The sequence below is a fragment of the Mesorhizobium sp. ORS 3428 genome (assembly GCF_001854785.1).
Taxonomy (GTDB): domain Bacteria; phylum Pseudomonadota; class Alphaproteobacteria; order Rhizobiales; family Rhizobiaceae; genus Mesorhizobium.
In genome coordinates this window covers 23,158-38,602 of the sequence record NZ_MDFL01000149.1, presented here as the reverse complement: position 1 = coordinate 38,602, position 15,445 = coordinate 23,158, and the positions used below count along the sequence as shown (strand labels likewise).

15 protein-coding genes are annotated in these 15,445 nt (G+C 65.4%); 6 read left to right on the top strand and 9 right to left on the bottom strand.

Annotation, left to right across the window (positions count from 1 at the left end):
• The 6 genes from ORS3428_RS25325 to ORS3428_RS25300 all read left to right on the top strand — a co-directional run.
• Positions 1 to 551 (top strand): EAL domain-containing protein (locus tag ORS3428_RS25325; RefSeq protein ID WP_131802947.1); only part of this gene is annotated, 551 nt, incomplete at its 5' end.
• A gap of 130 nt (positions 552 to 681) precedes the next feature.
• Positions 682 to 1,449 (top strand): SDR family NAD(P)-dependent oxidoreductase, encoded by a 768-nt coding sequence (locus tag ORS3428_RS25320; protein WP_071101023.1) that lies wholly within the window; start codon positions 682 to 684, stop codon positions 1,447 to 1,449.
• The gene (locus ORS3428_RS25315) at positions 1,446 to 2,378 is read left to right on the top strand and encodes a 2-dehydro-3-deoxygalactonokinase (protein ID WP_071094645.1); all 933 of its coding nucleotides are present in this window, start codon (positions 1,446 to 1,448) and stop codon (positions 2,376 to 2,378) included. Before ORS3428_RS25320 ends, ORS3428_RS25315 begins: the two co-directional genes overlap by 4 nt.
• Complete coding sequence (locus tag ORS3428_RS25310) at positions 2,379 to 3,017, top strand: 2-dehydro-3-deoxy-6-phosphogalactonate aldolase (RefSeq protein WP_071101022.1); 639 nt, start codon at positions 2,379 to 2,381, stop codon at positions 3,015 to 3,017.
• The gene (locus ORS3428_RS25305; protein ID WP_443136878.1) at positions 3,017 to 3,889 is read left to right on the top strand and encodes an SMP-30/gluconolactonase/LRE family protein; all 873 of its coding nucleotides are present in this window, start codon (positions 3,017 to 3,019) and stop codon (positions 3,887 to 3,889) included. Before ORS3428_RS25310 ends, ORS3428_RS25305 begins: the two co-directional genes overlap by 1 nt.
• Before the next feature lie 93 nt (positions 3,890 to 3,982).
• Entirely contained in the window at positions 3,983 to 5,041 is a 1,059-nt protein-coding gene (locus ORS3428_RS25300; RefSeq protein WP_071101020.1) for a D-alanine:D-lactate ligase-like protein, read from the top strand.
• A 152-nt stretch (positions 5,042 to 5,193) separates the two neighbouring features.
• On the opposite strand, the gene ORS3428_RS25295 is transcribed toward ORS3428_RS25300, so the two are convergent.
• The 9 genes from ORS3428_RS25295 to ORS3428_RS25255 all read right to left on the bottom strand — a co-directional run bounded on the left by ORS3428_RS25295 (position 5,194) and on the right by ORS3428_RS25255 (position 15,347).
• Positions 5,194 to 5,481, bottom strand: coding sequence for a DUF1330 domain-containing protein (locus ORS3428_RS25295; protein ID WP_071101019.1), 288 nt, complete (start codon positions 5,479 to 5,481; stop codon positions 5,194 to 5,196).
• Between the two features lie 36 nt (positions 5,482 to 5,517).
• On the bottom strand, positions 5,518 to 6,234 hold the full coding sequence (pyrF, locus tag ORS3428_RS25290) for an orotidine-5'-phosphate decarboxylase (RefSeq protein WP_071101018.1): 717 nt from the start codon (positions 6,232 to 6,234) through the stop codon (positions 5,518 to 5,520).
• On the bottom strand, positions 6,234 to 6,824 hold the full coding sequence (locus ORS3428_RS25285) for an NADPH-dependent FMN reductase (RefSeq protein WP_071101017.1): 591 nt from the start codon (positions 6,822 to 6,824) through the stop codon (positions 6,234 to 6,236). The genes pyrF and ORS3428_RS25285 overlap by 1 nt, the downstream gene beginning before the upstream one ends.
• A 121-nt stretch (positions 6,825 to 6,945) precedes the next feature.
• Complete coding sequence (gene pmtA / locus ORS3428_RS25280; RefSeq protein WP_071101016.1) at positions 6,946 to 7,551, bottom strand: phospholipid N-methyltransferase PmtA; 606 nt, start codon at positions 7,549 to 7,551, stop codon at positions 6,946 to 6,948.
• Positions 7,552 to 7,767: 216 nt separating this feature from the next.
• A complete protein-coding gene (gene dnaJ, locus ORS3428_RS25275; RefSeq protein ID WP_071101015.1) occupies positions 7,768 to 8,898 on the bottom strand; it encodes a molecular chaperone DnaJ in 1,131 nt (376 codons plus the stop codon).
• A 202-nt stretch (positions 8,899 to 9,100) separates the two neighbouring features.
• On the bottom strand, positions 9,101 to 11,017 hold the full coding sequence (gene dnaK / locus ORS3428_RS25270; RefSeq protein WP_071101014.1) for a molecular chaperone DnaK: 1,917 nt from the start codon (positions 11,015 to 11,017) through the stop codon (positions 9,101 to 9,103).
• 522 nt (positions 11,018 to 11,539) lie between these two features.
• On the bottom strand, positions 11,540 to 12,508 hold the full coding sequence (locus ORS3428_RS25265) for a substrate-binding domain-containing protein (protein WP_071101013.1): 969 nt from the start codon (positions 12,506 to 12,508) through the stop codon (positions 11,540 to 11,542).
• Positions 12,505 to 13,821 carry an ABC transporter permease gene (locus tag ORS3428_RS25260; RefSeq protein ID WP_071101012.1) on the bottom strand — a complete coding sequence of 439 codons (1,317 nt, stop codon included), beginning with the start codon at positions 13,819 to 13,821 and terminating at the stop codon, positions 12,505 to 12,507. The genes ORS3428_RS25265 and ORS3428_RS25260 overlap by 4 nt, the downstream gene beginning before the upstream one ends.
• Positions 13,818 to 15,347 carry a sugar ABC transporter ATP-binding protein gene (locus tag ORS3428_RS25255; RefSeq protein WP_443136877.1) on the bottom strand — a complete coding sequence of 510 codons (1,530 nt, stop codon included), beginning with the start codon at positions 15,345 to 15,347 and terminating at the stop codon, positions 13,818 to 13,820. The genes ORS3428_RS25260 and ORS3428_RS25255 overlap by 4 nt, the downstream gene beginning before the upstream one ends.
• Positions 15,348 to 15,445 lie beyond the last annotated feature (98 nt).

The following is a 15,445-nucleotide window of genomic DNA, read 5'->3' as shown; positions in this document are numbered from 1 at the left end:
CTGCCCGCAGCTGGCCGAAGGATTTGTTCCTGGCCTTCAACCTGTCGCCGTCCCAGCTCGTCGACCAGAACACCGGCCTGCACATTCTCGCGATCCTCGACCGCACCGGCTTCGATCCGCGCCGGCTGGAGATCGAGATCACCGAGACCGGCCTGATGACCGATCCGGCTTCGGCCGAGAAGATCGTGGAGGACCTGCGCCGGGTCGGCATCCGCGTCTCGCTCGACGATTTCGGCACCGGCCAGTCCTCGCTCGGACGCCTGCGCGAATTCCATTTCGACAAGCTGAAGATCGACCGCGCCTTTGTTTCTTCCATCCTCGACGACCGGCCGTCGGAGCACATCATCCGCGCCATCCTCGCCATGTGCGAGGGGCTCGGCATGGACGTGGTGGCCGAAGGTATCGAGGATGAAGCGCAGGCCGACCGCCTCGTCCAGTTCGGCTGTGCCGGCGGACAGGGCTACCTGTTCGGCAAGCCGGCCGATGCCGACGCCACGCTCGGCTATCTGCGCGATTCCTATCGCGGCGCGCTGTACGCCAGGGCGATCTGACCGGGCGGCCCGCGCCGCCTTGGYAATGCCCCGATCATTTGTCAGACATTAGGCCGGGAAACTGACGTTTCTCCCTTGCCCGCGCGCATTGTCTGGCTAGGATGCGCGCCGGCCAAGGGAGAAAGAGATCATGATGCCATCGGCGCGTTTCGCCGACCTCGAAGGCGCCTCGGTGCTGATCACCGGCGGCGGTTCCGGCATYGGCGCGGCGCTGACCGAAGGCTTTATGCGGCAAGGCGCYAAGGTCGCCTTCATCGACATCGCCGACGGTCCGAGCACGGCGCTGGCCGACCGCCTGGGAAACGAGCTCGGGCGGCGCCCGCTCTACCTCAAGACCGACCTGCGCGACGTCGAGGCGCTGCGCGCCGCGGTGGCGAAGGCGGCGGAAGCACATGGCGATGTCACGGCGCTCGTCAACAACGCGGCCCTCGACGACCGTCATGAGGTGAAGGACGTCACGGTCGAGTTCTGGGACAACAACCTCGCCGTCAACCTGCGCCCGCATTTCTTCACCGCGCAGGCGGTGGCGCCGGGCATGAAGCGCGCCGGCGGCGGCTCGATCATCAACTTCAGCTCCACCTCCTATCTCATCAATCATCCCGACCTGCCGGCCTATACCGCCGCCAAGGCCGGAATCCTCGGCCTCACCAAGGGTCTTGCCGGCAAGCTGGGCGCCGACGGCATCCGCGTCAACGCGATCGCGCCCGGCTGGGTGATCACCGAGCGCCAGCGGCAGCTCTGGGTCACCGAAGAAACGCTTGCGGCCCATGTCGCCAAGCAGTGCATCAGGCAAGTCATGCAGCCAGACGACATTGTCGGCACCGTGCTCTTCCTGGCGTCGGACGCCTCGCGCATGCTGACGGCGCAGATGCTGATCGTCGACGGAGGCGTCCTGTGAGCGGCGCGCCAGCGGTCGCCGCGCTCGACTGGGGCACGACAAGGCTCCGTGCCTGGCTCATCGACAGCGCCGGCAAGGTGCTTGCCGAGCGGCGCGGCGACGACGGCCTGATCACTGCGCGCGAAAAAGGCTTCGCCAACGTGCTGGAAGCTCATCTCGCCGCCATGAGCGCGCCGGAGGACTTGCCCGTCATCATCTGCGGCATGGCGGGTTCCCGCCAGGGCTGGGTGGAGGCACCTTATGTCACCGTGCCGGCGCCGATCGGCGCCATCCTTGGCGAGGCTGCCCGCATAGCGGGCGAGCGCCGCGACATCCGTATCGTTCCGGGCCTCGCCCAGCGCCTCGCCGATGCGCCGGACGTCATGCGTGGCGAGGAAACGCAGCTCGCCGGCGCCGGTTTGCCGGCAAAGGGTCGCCATCTCGTCTGCATGCCGGGCACGCATTCGAAATGGGTCGCGGTCGAGGACGGCGCGGTCGCCGGCTTCGGCACCTGGCCGACGGGCGAATTGTTTTCCGTGCTGGCCACGCATTCGATCCTGAAGCATTCGCTGGGCGAGCATCCGGCGCCGGTCGCTGCCGAGGATCCGTTCTTCCGTCAATGGTGCGAGCAGGCGCTGGGCGAGGGCGGCGACGTCACCTCGAAACTGTTTGCGATCCGCGCCGCCGGGTTGCTGCAGGATTTGAAATCCGACGAGGCGGCCGCCTGCCTGTCGGGGCTCTTGATCGGCGGCGAGATTGCCTCCGCGAAACGTCGGTACGGGGTCAGCGAAGCCCCAGTGGTACTGATCGCTTCCGGCGCGCTGGCTGATCTTTACGGCGCGGCTCTGGGCTTCGCCGCTCTTGCCTTTCGGATCGTCGATGCGGATGAAGCGGTGCGCGCCGGCCTTGTCGAGGCGGCGCGCGAGAACGGCATGATCGGAGGCGCTTGAATGACCGAGACGGCACCTTTCCCGAAGCTCAAGCGCGGCCTCGTCGCCATCCTGCGCGGACTGAAGCCGGGCGAAGYGGTGGCGATCGCCCAGGCGGTGCATGATGCCGGCATCGAGGCGATCGAGGTGCCGCTCAACTCGCCGGAACCCTTCGCCTCCATTGCCAGCATTGTCGAGGCGCTTTCTAAGACTGCGCTGGTCGGCGCCGGCACGGTGCTGACGGCGGCCGATGTCGATGCCTTGCACAAGGCCGGCGGCCGGTTGCTGGTCAGCCCCAATATCGACGCCGAGGTCATGGGCCGCGCAATGCATTACGGCATGGTGACGATGCCCGGCGTCTTCACGCCCACCGAAGCCTTCCAGGCGATCAGGCTCGGCGCCTCGGCGCTGRAATTCTTTCCGGCGAGCGCGCTCGGCGCCGGCGGCATAGCCGCGATCCGCGCCGTGCTGCCGCCAACGACCCTGATCGGCGCCGTCGGCGGCGTTTCCGACAAGGATTTTGCCGGCTACAAGGCGGTCGGCGTCTCGGTCTTCGGCCTGGGTTCCAGCCTCTACAAGCCCGGCGCCAGCGCCGAGGACGTGGCGGAGCGCGCCCGCGCCGCGGTCGCCGCCTGGGACGAAGCCTTTGGAGGGCTATGATGGAAAGCGTTTCGGTCTTCAGCGACTACATCTGCCAGCTGGGCGAAGGCCCGAGCTACGATCCCGGCACCGACACACTCTTCTGGTTCGACATCGTCAACGGCAAGCTGCTGGAAAAGCCGCTCGCCGGCGCGCTGAAGGTCCATGAACTCGGCCTGATGGCGAGCGCCATCGCCATCATCGACGATGGCCGCCAGCTCATCGCCACGGAGGTCGGCCTGCAGGTCCGCGACGTCAGGACCGGCACGCTGACGCTGCACACGCCGATCGAGGCTGAAAACCCTCTCACCCGCTCCAACGATTCCCGCGTCCATCCCTGCGGTGCCTTCTGGACCGGTACGATGGGCAAGGACGAGGAAAAGGGCGCCGGCTCGATCTACTGGTTCTTCAAGGGCGAACTTCGCCGGCTCTTCTCCGACATCACCGTCTCCAACTCGATCTGCTTTTCCGAGGATGGGGCGATCGCCTATTACACCGACACCGCGACGGGCCTTCTGATGCGCGTCGCCTGCGATCCGGCGACCGGGCTGCCGACCGGCGAGCCGAAAGTCTTCGTCGATCATCGCTCGCAACAAGGCTATATCGACGGCTCGGTGGTCGACCGCGACGGCGTGCTGTGGAACGCCGTCTGGGGCGGCAAGGCGGTGAAGGCCTATTCGCCCGACGGCAAGCTGYGGCGCGAGATCGCGATGCCGGTGACGCAGCCTTCCTGCCCGGCCTTCGTCGGCCAGAAGGCCGACCGGCTGGCGGTGACATCGGCGTGGAAGGGCAAGGACGAGAAACAGCGCAAGCTCGACCCGCAGGCCGGCATGACCTTCCTTCTCGACATTCCGGTCAAGGGCCGCTTCGAGCCGCGCGTGCTGATCGCCTGAGCGGCTTGCGGATTATCGCCCGGCCCGGTCGGTTTCCCGCTTGCCGCGCGCAACGGCCATGCGATGGTAGCGCCTGATTTGCTGGGAGCCTCCATGTCGCTGAGCAAGCCGACGCTGATCCTTGTCCATGAGCCGGAGAAGGCCTGTTTCGACCGGCTGGTCGCCGATGGCTATCCGACGGAACGCGCCGCCGAGATTTCGTCCTACCTGGCGCAGTCGACCGACCTCGCGCCCGAATTCGGTGCGCTCGCCGCCGCTTGCGAAAAGCGCGGCCTCGCCTTCATGGCGGTCGAGCTCGACGAAACGGCGCCGGTGCTCGCCAAGGCCGATCCGCAGGCAACGCTGGTCTGGACGCTGACCGACGGCATCGCCTATTTCCGCGGCGGCGCCTCGCCCGCGCTGGCAAGGCTGAACGGGCTGAGAACGATAGGCGCCGACGATTCCGTGTTCGCGCTCTGCCAGGACAAGTTCCGCTCCGGCGCCGTGCTCGGCGCGCTCGGCCTGCCGGTGCCGCCGGCCGGGCTGGCGCGCAATGGCGAGTGGCTGGTCGAACCGCCGGCCTCGCCCGCCGGCTGGTTCGTCAAGCCCAATCGGCTCGGCGCCAAGATCGGCATCTGGCCGGATTCGCGCGTGACGGATCTTGGCCACGCGCTGGAACTTAGCCGGCGTGTCTTTTCCCATTATCGCGACGATGTCGTCGTCCAGCCTTATGTGGCCGGCCGTAATGCGCGGGCGAGCTTCCTGGGCCTGAAGCCGGAGACCGGCGTCGAGGCGCTCGCCGTTGCCTTTGTCGATTCCGGCGCCGATTTCCAGACCATGGCTGACAGCATGGCGCTTTATGGCGATACCGGCCAGGCCGCCAGGGACGCCGGCGCCTATGCAGAGCCGGCGCTTGAGCCGGTCGCCGTCAGCCAGCCGGYGGCCGATAGGGCTATCCGCGCCCTGGCGCAAAAACTGATGCGGGGGCTTGGGCTCAAGGACGTCTTCTCCGTCGATCTCAGGGTCGAGGCCGACGATACGGTCCATCTCATCGAGTTCGAAATCTGCCCCGGCCTGCCCTGCTTCGACTTCCGCGACTATTGCCGCAAGCAGTGGGGCATGAGCCTCGCCGACGCGATGGCCGAAACGGCCGCGAGCCGGTTGAGGTTGTGACCTTGGCTGAACGCCTCTGTCCTTTTCGTCATCCCAGGGTCTTCGCGACGGAGCTTCGCTCCTGCTTCGCCCTGGGATGACGAAGCGCGAGGACGGCTTCGGCCAATCTCGGGCGTGCCACCAACACGGGCAACGTCCCCTGCGCCGAAGGCCTACACCCCCTCCACCAGCACGATCTCGCCGTCCGCTACTTTCTGGCGGATCGCGACGGCGCGCTGATATTCCGGCGAGTGGTAGCAGTCATGCGCCGCGGCAAGCGATTCGAACTCGATGATGACGTTGCGGCCGCGGCCCGGTCCCTCGGYCTTCTCATGCTCGCCCCCGCGCGCCAGGAATTTCGCGCCGAAACGGTCGAAGGCGAGCTTCGCGGCGGCGACATAATCCTTGTAGCCTTCCGGGTCGCGCACATCGACGCGGGCAATCCAGTATCCCTTTGGCATTCCTTTCTCCCTGTTTCTTTTCCTTCGCGGACCGGCCTATGCCGAGCGCATTTCGGCCAGGATAGCCTCGGCCGCCGCGCGCCGGTCCGGAGCCGTCACGATAGGCCGGCCGACGACGAGGTGGCTGGAGCCGTTGCGAATCGCTTGCGCCGGCGTCACGACGCRCTTCTGGTCGCCATGGTCGCTGCCGCTCGGCCGTATRCCCGGCGTCACCACCGCCATGTCGGGTCCGACGATCCGGCGCACCGCTTCAGCCTCCTCGGCAGAGCAGAYAATGCCGCCCATGCCRGCATGCAGCGCCTGTTCGGAGCGCCGCAGCACCAGCGTGTGCGGATCATACTCATAGCCGGCGTCGATCACGTCCTGCTCGTCCATCGAGGTGAGCACCGTCACCGCGAGCAGGCAGAGATCGCTGCCCTTGGCTGCCTCGACTGCCGCCTTCATGGCTTTGGGGTAGGCATGGAGCGTCAGCATCGAGGCCCCCATCCTGACGATGTTCTCGACCCCCTTGGCCACCGTGTTGTCGATATCGAGCAGCTTCATGTCGAGGAAGATCCTGGTGCCGCCGCTGGCGAGCTCGCGCGCAAAATCGAGCCCGCCTGCAAAGGCGAGCTGGTAGCCGATCTTGTAGAAGGAGACGGTGCCTTCGAGTTCGCGCACCGCCTTCTCGGCTTCCTCGAGCGTCGGCACATCGAGGCCGACTATCAGCCTGTCGCGCATCGTGTCGCCCTGCACCGAACCGCCGGGCTGCATCACGCCTCGATCCGGACGGACAGCATGCGCGAGGTTTCGATCAGTGTGCGGCATAGGCGCTCCATGGATTGGCGTAGTCTTTCGTCCCGGAATTGTCCATCCTCGGCGAAGGCTTCGCCGGCGCTGGAAACCGAGCATTCCGGCGTGATCACTTCCATCTGGCAGCGCACCAGCACCGCGCGCAGATGGTTGATGCAGCGTATGCCGGCAAATTTGCCCTCGGAGGAGGAACAGAGTGCGACGGGCTTGCCGTAAAGCGGTCGGAAAGACCGGCTGCCGTCGCGCCGGATCCGGCTCACCCAGTCTATCGAGTTCTTCAAGAGCGGCGGGATAGAGCCGTTATATTCCGGCGTCGCGATCAGAAGTCCGTCATGGGCGGCGATCTGCCGGGCGAGCGTCACGGCATTCTCGGGAATGCCTTTTTCCTTCTCGAGATCCTCGTCCATGATCGGCAGCGGATAATCACCGAGCGAGATGCGGGTCACCTCGGCTCCCTGCATGGCGAGTTCCTTCTGCGCCGCATCGGCCGTTCTGCCGCTGAAAGCGCCAGTGCGGACCGAGCCCGCGAAGACGAGGATTCTTGGGATCATGGGCGGCTACCTGAGGGAAATAGGGGAGTAAGGGAATAGGGCAGTAAAGGAGTAGGGAATAATCCGAAAATCGTTCATTCCCCTATTCCCCTACTGCCTTACTCCCCTACTCCCTTCCCATCTAATGCGCTTCGCGCCGGTAGATCCACAGCTGCGTCGGCGGGATATTACGGATGATGAAATCGAAATGCTTGACCGTGTAATCGCCGCGGCCGGGCGGGATCGGCGACAGCGGGCCATAGGTCAGCTGCACCACCGGCCGGCCGGCCGGGATGCGGTCGAGCAAGCTTTCGACATAGGCGATGCGCTGAGCGACCGGGAAGTTGAGCAGCGGCACGCCGGACACGACCGAATCGAACACCAAGTCGCGCTTGTCGCCGAGCGTGGCGTCGAGGTTGAAGGCGTCGCCCTCGATGACGTTGACGCCCGGATACAGCCGGCGCAGATGGCRCACGAAGTCGGTCGAGTATTCGACAGCGTAGAGGTTTTCCGGCTTCACCCCCTCGGCCAGGATGGCGCGGGTGATGACGCCGGTGCCGGGTCCGACCTCGAGCACCGGCAGGCCCGATTTCGGATTGACGATCGAAGCCATCTTGCGGGCGGTGATGGAGCTGGTGGGGACGATCGAGCCGACCGCTTTCGGCTTGTCGATCCAGCCTTTGAAGAACTTCAGCTCGTCGTCGAATTTCTCCGCCAGCGCTTTGCGCAACCCGGGACCACGTGCCATGCGAGCTCTCCTCAACGCTCCCCGACCCGCTACTTAGCAGCTAGTTGGGACAAGGCAAGGCGCGAACTGGCATAAGGTGTTGATGAAGCTCGGCAGGCGCGCCAACGCAAGTCGCCCAAAACAGCGTAGGTTCTGGGATAACGGCTTGCGTCGGAAGGTGCCAAGTCGCCCAGAAGAGCGCAGCGATTTTGGGCTAACGGCTCGGATGAAGAGACCTCAGCCTTCGCCGAACGACTCGAAGAAGTCCTTCATGCGGGCGAAGAAGCCGCTCGACTGGGGTGAATTGTCCTTCGAGGAGAGCTGCTCGAACTCTTCCAGCAGCTCGCGCTGGCGCCGCGACAGGTTCTGCGGCGTCTCGACCGCCGTCTGGATATAGAGGTCGCCGACATTGGGCTGCCGCAGCACCGGCATGCCCTTGCCCTTCAGCCGGAACTGGCGGCCGTTCTGCGTGCCTTCCGGCACCTTCACCTTGGTCTGCGTGCCATCGAGCGTGGTGACCTCGAACGAGCCGCCAAGGGCGGCGGTGGTCATCGAGATCGGCACCTTGCAGTAGAGATCGGCACCGTCGCGCTGGAAGAATTCGTGCGGCTYGACGGCGAGGAAGATGTAGAGGTCGCCCGAAGGGCCGCCGCGCAGGCCGGCCTCGCCCTCATTGGCAAGCCGGATGCGGGTTCCGTCCTCGATACCGGCCGGGATGTTGACCGAGAGCGAACGCTCCTCGGTCACGCGGCCCTGGCCGCTGCATTTCGGGCAGGGATCCTTGATCGTCTGGCCGCGCCCCTGGCATTGCGGGCAGGTGCGCTCGATCGAGAAGAAGCCTTGCGTGGCGCGCACCTTGCCGTGTCCGTGGCACATGGCGCAGGTGACCGGCTGCGTGCCGGGCTTGGCGCCGGTCCCGGAGCACTCCGAGCAGGAAATCGAGGCCGGCACGCGGATTTGCGCCGTCTTGCCGGAGAATGCCTCTTCCAGCGTGATCTCCATGTTGTAGCGCAGGTCTGCGCCGCGCTCGCGGCCGCCCGACGAGCGGCGCTGGCGGCCGCCCATCATGTCGCCGAAAATGTCTTCGAAGATGTCGGCGAAGCCGCCGGCGCCGAAGCCGTGCCCCGCGCCGTTCACGCCGCCCTGCTCGAAGGCGGCGTGGCCGAAACGGTCATAGGCCGCGCGCTTCTGYGGATCCTTCAGCGTCTCGTAGGCCTCGTTGATTTCCTTGAATTTGTGCTCGCAGGCATGGTCGCCAGGATTGYGGTCGGGATGGAACTGCATGGCGAGCTTGCGGAAAGCGCTCTTGAGTTCCTTGTCGTCGGCGCCCCTGTGCACGCCCAGCGTTTCGTAGAAATCAGCTTTCATTTTTTCCCGCGGTCCGGATGCTCAATGTCTTCAGGCATTGTTGCGTCGTTTACCGGCACGTTGTTCGATTTAGGAGCGATGCCGCCCGGATGCTAGTGCCGAGYCGGGCTCACCCCGTGKTTTTCTGTCACTTTTTGGCCCAAGGTTGCAAAAAAGCCCGGCTTTTGCGCCGGGCTTTTCGCATTATTTGCCGTCAGCCGGCTCAGGCCGACTTCTTCTTGTCGTCGTCTTCGTCGATTTCCTCGAAATCGGCGTCGACCACGTCCGAGTCCTTGGCGGCGTCCGCCTTGGCGTCGGCTTCGGCAGCTTCCTTCTGCGAAGCCTCGTACATGGCCTGGCCAAGCTTCATCGAAGCTTCCGCGAGCGACTGCGACTTGGCCTCGATATCGGCCACATTGTCGCYCTCGGYGGCGGCCTTCAGCGCGCTGATGGCGTCGGCGATCGCGGTGYGGTCGGCCTCCGAGACCTTGTCGCCATAGTCCTTGAGCGACTTCTCGGACGAGTGCACCAGGGATTCGGCCTGGTTGCGGGCCTCGACGAGGGCGCGGCGCTTCTTGTCGGCCTCGGCATTGGCCTCGGCGTCCTTCACCATCTTCTCGATGTCRGCGTCGGACAGGCCGCCGGACGCCTGGATGCGGATCTGGTGCTCCTTGCCGGTGCCCTTGTCCTTGGCCGAGACGTTGACGATGCCATTGGCGTCGATGTCGAAGGTGACCTCGATCTGCGGCACGCCGCGCGGGGCCGGCGGAATGCCGACCAGGTCGAACTGGCCGAGCAGCTTGTTGTCGGCCGCCATCTCGCGCTCGCCCTGGAAGACGCGGATCGTCACCGCCGACTGCGAATCCTCGGCCGTCGAGAACACCTGGCTCTTCTTGGTCGGGATCGTGGTGTTGYGCTCGATCAGCCGGGTGAACACGCCGCCCAGCGTCTCGATGCCGAGCGACAGCGGCGTCACGTCGAGCAGGAGCACGTCCTTGAYGTCGCCCTGCAGCACGCCGGCCTGGATGGCGGCGCCGAGCGCGACCACCTCATCCGGGTTGACGCCCTTGTGYGGCTCCTTGCCGAAGAACTGCTTCACGATCTCCTGGATCTTGGGCATGCGGGTCATGCCGCCGACCAGCACCACCTCGTCGATCTCGCCCGCCTTCAGGCCGRCATCCTTGAGCGCCGCCTTGCAGGGATCGATCGTGCGCTGCACGAGATCCTCGACCAGGCTCTCGAACTTCGCCCGGGTGAGCTTCATCGTCAGGTGCTTCGGCCCGCTGGCGTCAGCGGTGATGAAGGGCAGGTTGATCTCCGTCTGCGTCGTCGACGACAGCTCGATCTTGGCCTTCTCGGCCGCTTCCTTCAGGCGCTGCAGGGCGAGCTTGTCGGCCTTGAGGTCGATGCCCTGCTCCTTCTTGAACTCCGACGCCAGGTACTCGACCAGGCGCATGTCGAAGTCCTCGCCGCCGAGGAAAGTGTCACCGTTGGTCGACTTCACCTCGAAGACGCCGTCGCCGATCTCGAGCACCGAAATGTCGAATGTGCCGCCGCCAAGGTCATAGACGGCGATGGTCTTGCCTTCCTTCTTGTCGAGGCCATAGGCAAGCGCTGCAGCCGTCGGCTCGTTGATGATGCGCAGCACTTCGAGGCCGGCGATCTTGCCGGCGTCCTTGGTCGCCTGGCGCTGGGCGTCGTTGAAATAGGCCGGAACGGTGATGACCGCCTTCTCGACCTTCTCGCCGAGATAGGCTTCCGCCGTTTCCTTCATCTTCTGCAGGATCATGGCCGAGATCTGGCTGGGCGACAGCTTCTTGCCGCCGGCCTCGACCCAGGCATCGCCGTTGTCACCCTTGACGATCTTGTAGGGGACAAGCTTCTTGTCCTTTTCCGTCACCGGGTCCTCATAGCGGCGGCCGATCAGGCGCTTGACCGCGAAGATGGTGTTTTCAGGATTGGTCACCGCCTGGCGCTTGGCCGGCTGGCCGATGAGGCGCTCGCCGTCGCTGCTGATGGCGACGATCGAAGGGGTCGTGCGCGCGCCCTCCGCATTCTCGATGACCTTTGAATCCTTGCCGTCCATGATGGCGACACAGGAATTGGTGGTTCCGAGGTCGATACCGATTACTTTTGCCATTGTTCTTGTCTCTCCGCTGAGCAGGCTCTCAGGACCCTTGACAAGGCGTTCCGACGAAAGCCCCTGTTCATAAGAAAAATTCCGTCTTGGTCCCCGATTTTCAAGGCCGGACGGCTTGGCGCGTATATAAGAAGAGGCGGCACGGGGCGCAAGCATCCTGCGCAAGGCATCTGCGGCGCGGTGCTGGCGGCCGGTCTCACCGCGCGCCGGGACCGGCCCGGGTGCTGCCAGCTAGGCATGCCGATGACCGCCGAACCTGCAGGGCTCGGTCGAAGAACATATTTTTACGTCAAAGAGTTAGGTTTTGCCGACGGGGTGCCGATGCGTTCGGTAAGGTGGGTTCCGCAGATGAAGAGCGGAGCTCCGAGACGCGGCTGGCTGTGCTTGCGTCTCGACCCGCCAACGGGGCCGAACACAAGCCTGGCCGCGAGGGTCCGATTGACGCAGCCGCCCCCGGACCCCGGGTTTCTTATTCGCCGGATGACGGCCCTGCCGGACTTGTCGCCCGGCAGGGCCTTCGTCTCAGAGGCCGTTGTCCTTCAGGATCTTGGCGGCGTTGTCCTTGGTGATCTTCTCGGTCGGCAAGGTGATGGTCTTCTCGACCTTCTCGCCGTTGAGGAACTTGATCGCCTGCCGCAGGCCTTCGGCGCCCGGCGTGACATAGGTGAAGGTTGCCGTGAGCTCGCCCTTGGCGACCAGCTGCACGCCTTCATTGGGCAGCCCGTCGATGCCGATGAACTTGATGTCCTTCTCGCGCCCGGCATCCTTGGCGGCGAGATAGGCGCCGTAGGCCATCGGGTCGTTGTGGCCGTAGACGAGATCGATCTTCTCGTTGTTGCGCAGCGCCGTGGCCATGATGTTGTAGGCCTGGTCCTGCTTCYAGTCGCCCGACTGCTGGTCGAGCAGATACTTGATGCCCGGCTCCTTGTCGGTGAACTCGTGGAAGCCGTCATGGCGGTCATGCGCCGGCTGCGTACCCATGCCGCCCCAGATCTCGACGACATTGCCGGCGGCCTTGCCCTTGCCGCCCAGGAGTTCGACGGCATATTCGCCGGCGGCGCGGCCGATCAGCTTGTTGTCGCCGCCGACAAACTGGGTGAAGTCCTTGGTGTCGACATTGCGGTCGAGCACGAACACCGGGATCTTGGCGTCGATCGCCTGCTGCACCACGCCGGTCAGGCCTGCCGATTCCTTCGGCGACACCAGAAGTGYATCGACCTGCTGCCGGATCAGGTTCTCGACGTCAGCAACCTGCTTTTCGGTCTTGTCCTCGCCGTCGGTGACGATCAGCTCGACGTCCGGATGCTTGGCCGCTTCCGCCAGTATGTCCTTGTTGAACTGGGCACGCCAAGGCTCGATCGTGGTCACCTGCGAAAAGCCGATCTTCCACTTCTTGTTCTGGGCGACGGCATTGCTGGTGGTCAGCAGCGCGGTCGTGGCCAGCAGGGCCGCGCTCATTGCGGCGAGCTTCAACATGTCACGTCTGTTCATTTCTTGTTTCCTCCGAGATTGAGAGACGGTGTCTCTTGCGACGGCAGCTTGGTCGCGGCCGTTTCCTTGTGCGCCGATTGCCCGCCGGGCAGKCGCAGATAGCTGAGAAGATCGCCGGCGTTGCGCTCCTGCACGAGCACGGTGCCGATGATGATCAGACCCTTCAGCACCAGCTGAAGGTTCGAATTAATGTTGTGCAGCTGCAGGATGTTGGACAGCAGCCCGAAGATCAGCACGCCRCAGAAGGTTCCGGTGAGGCTGCCGYGGCCACCCATCAGGCTGGTGCCGCCGATGACCACGGCGGCGATGGCGTCGAGCTCCAGYCCGGCGCCGGCATCCGGCTTGCCCTGCCTGTATTGYGCGACATAGAGCACCGCCGCGATGCCGGCGAGCAGTCCCGAAACGGCGTAAGTGGCGATCTTGACGCGCCCGGCGGCGATGCCGGACAGGCGTGCCGCCTCCTCGTTGCCGCCGATGGCATAGACATAGCGGCCGAACGGCGTGAAGCGCAGCACGGCGCCGTAGATGACGATCGCGCCAAGAAAGAACAGGCCCGGCATCGGCACCACGCCGAACACAAGCGAGCGCAGCATCTCGAAATCGGCGGTCGCGTTCGACCCGGTATAGACCGGCAGCACGGCGTTGTTCTGGCCGGCGGTGARCCGGGCGATGCCCAGCGCCGTCACCATCATCGCCAGCGTGACGATGAAGGGCTGCAGCCGCCCGGCGACGATGATGACGCCGTTGAGCGCGCCGAACAGCAGGCCGACGCAAGGCGCCACGAGAAGCACGCCGAGCACGCCGAACTTGGGCTCGACCTGCGGCAGCAGGAACCACAGCGAGAGGCAGCACAGGATCACCCCGGCAGTGCCGGGCGCGATCAGCCCGCGGGTGGTGTCGAGCCGGACGTCGCGGCTGGCGCCGGGGCCGGCGCGGGATTTCTCGATGTTGAGCAGGATGAAACGCACGGCGAGGACGCCGAGGCAAAGCGCGGCGAGCGCCACCGTCGGCACGCCCAGCACCACCGCCGGCGTCACGCCGGGAACCGTCAGCAGCATGGCGCAGACCACCGAGCATATCGCCATCAACGAGCCGACCGACAGGTCGATGCCGCCGGTGAGGATCACCGCCGTCATGCCCGTGGCGATCAGCCCGGTAGTCGAGACCTGGCGCAGCACGTCAAGCAGGTTGCCGTAGGACAGGAAGATGTTGTTGCCCTTGGAACTGATCGGCGAACCGAGCAGGCCGATCAGGAAGATGGCGATCAGCCCCCAGTAGAGCTTGGTGCGGGACAAAAGGGTCAACATGTTCATGCGGCGGGTCTCGTGTTGGCGCCCCGGCGCGGCGCGGCGAGCCGCATGACGGCTTCCTCGCTGGCCTCGGYGCGGGAAAGGATTCCCGTCTGGCGGCCGTCGGCCATGACCAGAACGCGGTCACTGAGGTAGAGGAGTTCCGGCAGCTCCGAGCTGATGACGGCGATCGCCAGCCCCTCGCCGGCGAGCCYGAAGATGAGATCGTAGATTTCGCGCTTGGCGCCGATGTCGATGCCGCGTGTCGGCTCGTCCAGTAGAAGCACGCGCGGCCGTGTCGCCAGCCACTTGCCGATGACGACTTTCTGCTGGTTGCCGCCGGAAAGCGTTCCGGCCGCCTGTCCTATCGTCTCGCAGCGTATGCCGAGCGAACGCACGGCTTGTCGTGCCAGGTCCTGTTCGCCGGCGAGCGAGCGCAGGCCGAACCTTGCCAGCGAGCCGACAAGCGGCAGAGCCACATTGTCGGTGATTGAGGCCTGGAGGTGCAGGCCTTGTGTTTTCCGGTCCTCGGTCACCAGGGCGATGCCGAGCCGGCGGGCGTCGCGCGGCGAGCGGATATCGACCGCCTCGCCGTCGAGCAGGATGTCGCCGCCGCTGYGGCCGCCGCCGGAACCGAAGATCGCCTCCAGGATTTCGGTGCGGCCGGAGCCTAGCAAACCGCCTATGCCGAGAATCTCGCCCCGGGCGAGATCGAAGCTGACGCCGTCGATCACCCTGCGCCATCCCCGGCGGTCGGGTTTCGACAGCGACAGATCCCTGACCGAAAGCACGGTCTTGCCGCCGGGCTCGCGCCCTTGCGGCGAGGAAGCAAGCAAGTTGCGTCCGACCATGGCCGAAATGATCGCGTTTTCGTCGAGCCTTGCCATGGTGTCGGTCAGCACATGACGACCGTCGCGGAATACCGTCACGCGGTTGGCCAGATGCATCACCTCGTCGATGCGGTGCGAGATGTAGACGATCGCGACGCCGTTCTCGGCCAGTTGGCGGATGATTCGGAACAGCCGCTGKCATTCGGCCGGCGAAAGCGCCGAGGTCGGCTCGTCCATGATCAGGATGCGCGCCGAGATCGACAGCGCCTTGGCGATCTCGACCAGTTGCTGCTCGCCGACGCGCAAGCTGCCGACGCGCGCGTCCGGATTGAGCTCGATGCCGAGACGCTTCAGCAGTGCGCCGGYGGCCTGGCCGCTCGCCTTGCGGTCGACGATCAGCCCGGCGATCAGCTTCTCGCGGCCGAGGAAGATGTTGTCGGCGACGCTGAGTTCGGGGACGAGGTTGAGTTCCTGGTGGATGATCGCGATGCCGGCGTCCTCCGCATCGCGGACACCCGCGAAGCGGACGGCTTGGCCGTCGATGCTGACCGTGYCGTCAAAGTCCRYGTAGACGCCCGACAGGATCTTCATCAGCGTCGACTTGCCGGCGCCGTTCTCGCCCATCAGCGCGTGGACCTCGCCGCGTCTGAGCTCGAAGCCGACATCGACCAGCGCAGCAATGYCGCCGAACGACTTGGAAATGTGTTCGGCGCTCAGCACGACGGCGGAGCCATCGGCCGCGGCATCTCCAGCTGTGATTGAATTGGTGYGCTGCAAGGACAGGACGGCCTCCCTCCGTCGTCGTCGACCATCCAAAC

Coding starts and splice junctions, on each gene's coding strand:
- ORS3428_RS25285 (WP_071101017.1), bottom strand. CDS start 6,824: ATGATCCCAAGAATCCTCGTCTTCGCGGGCTCGGTCCGCACTGGCGCT.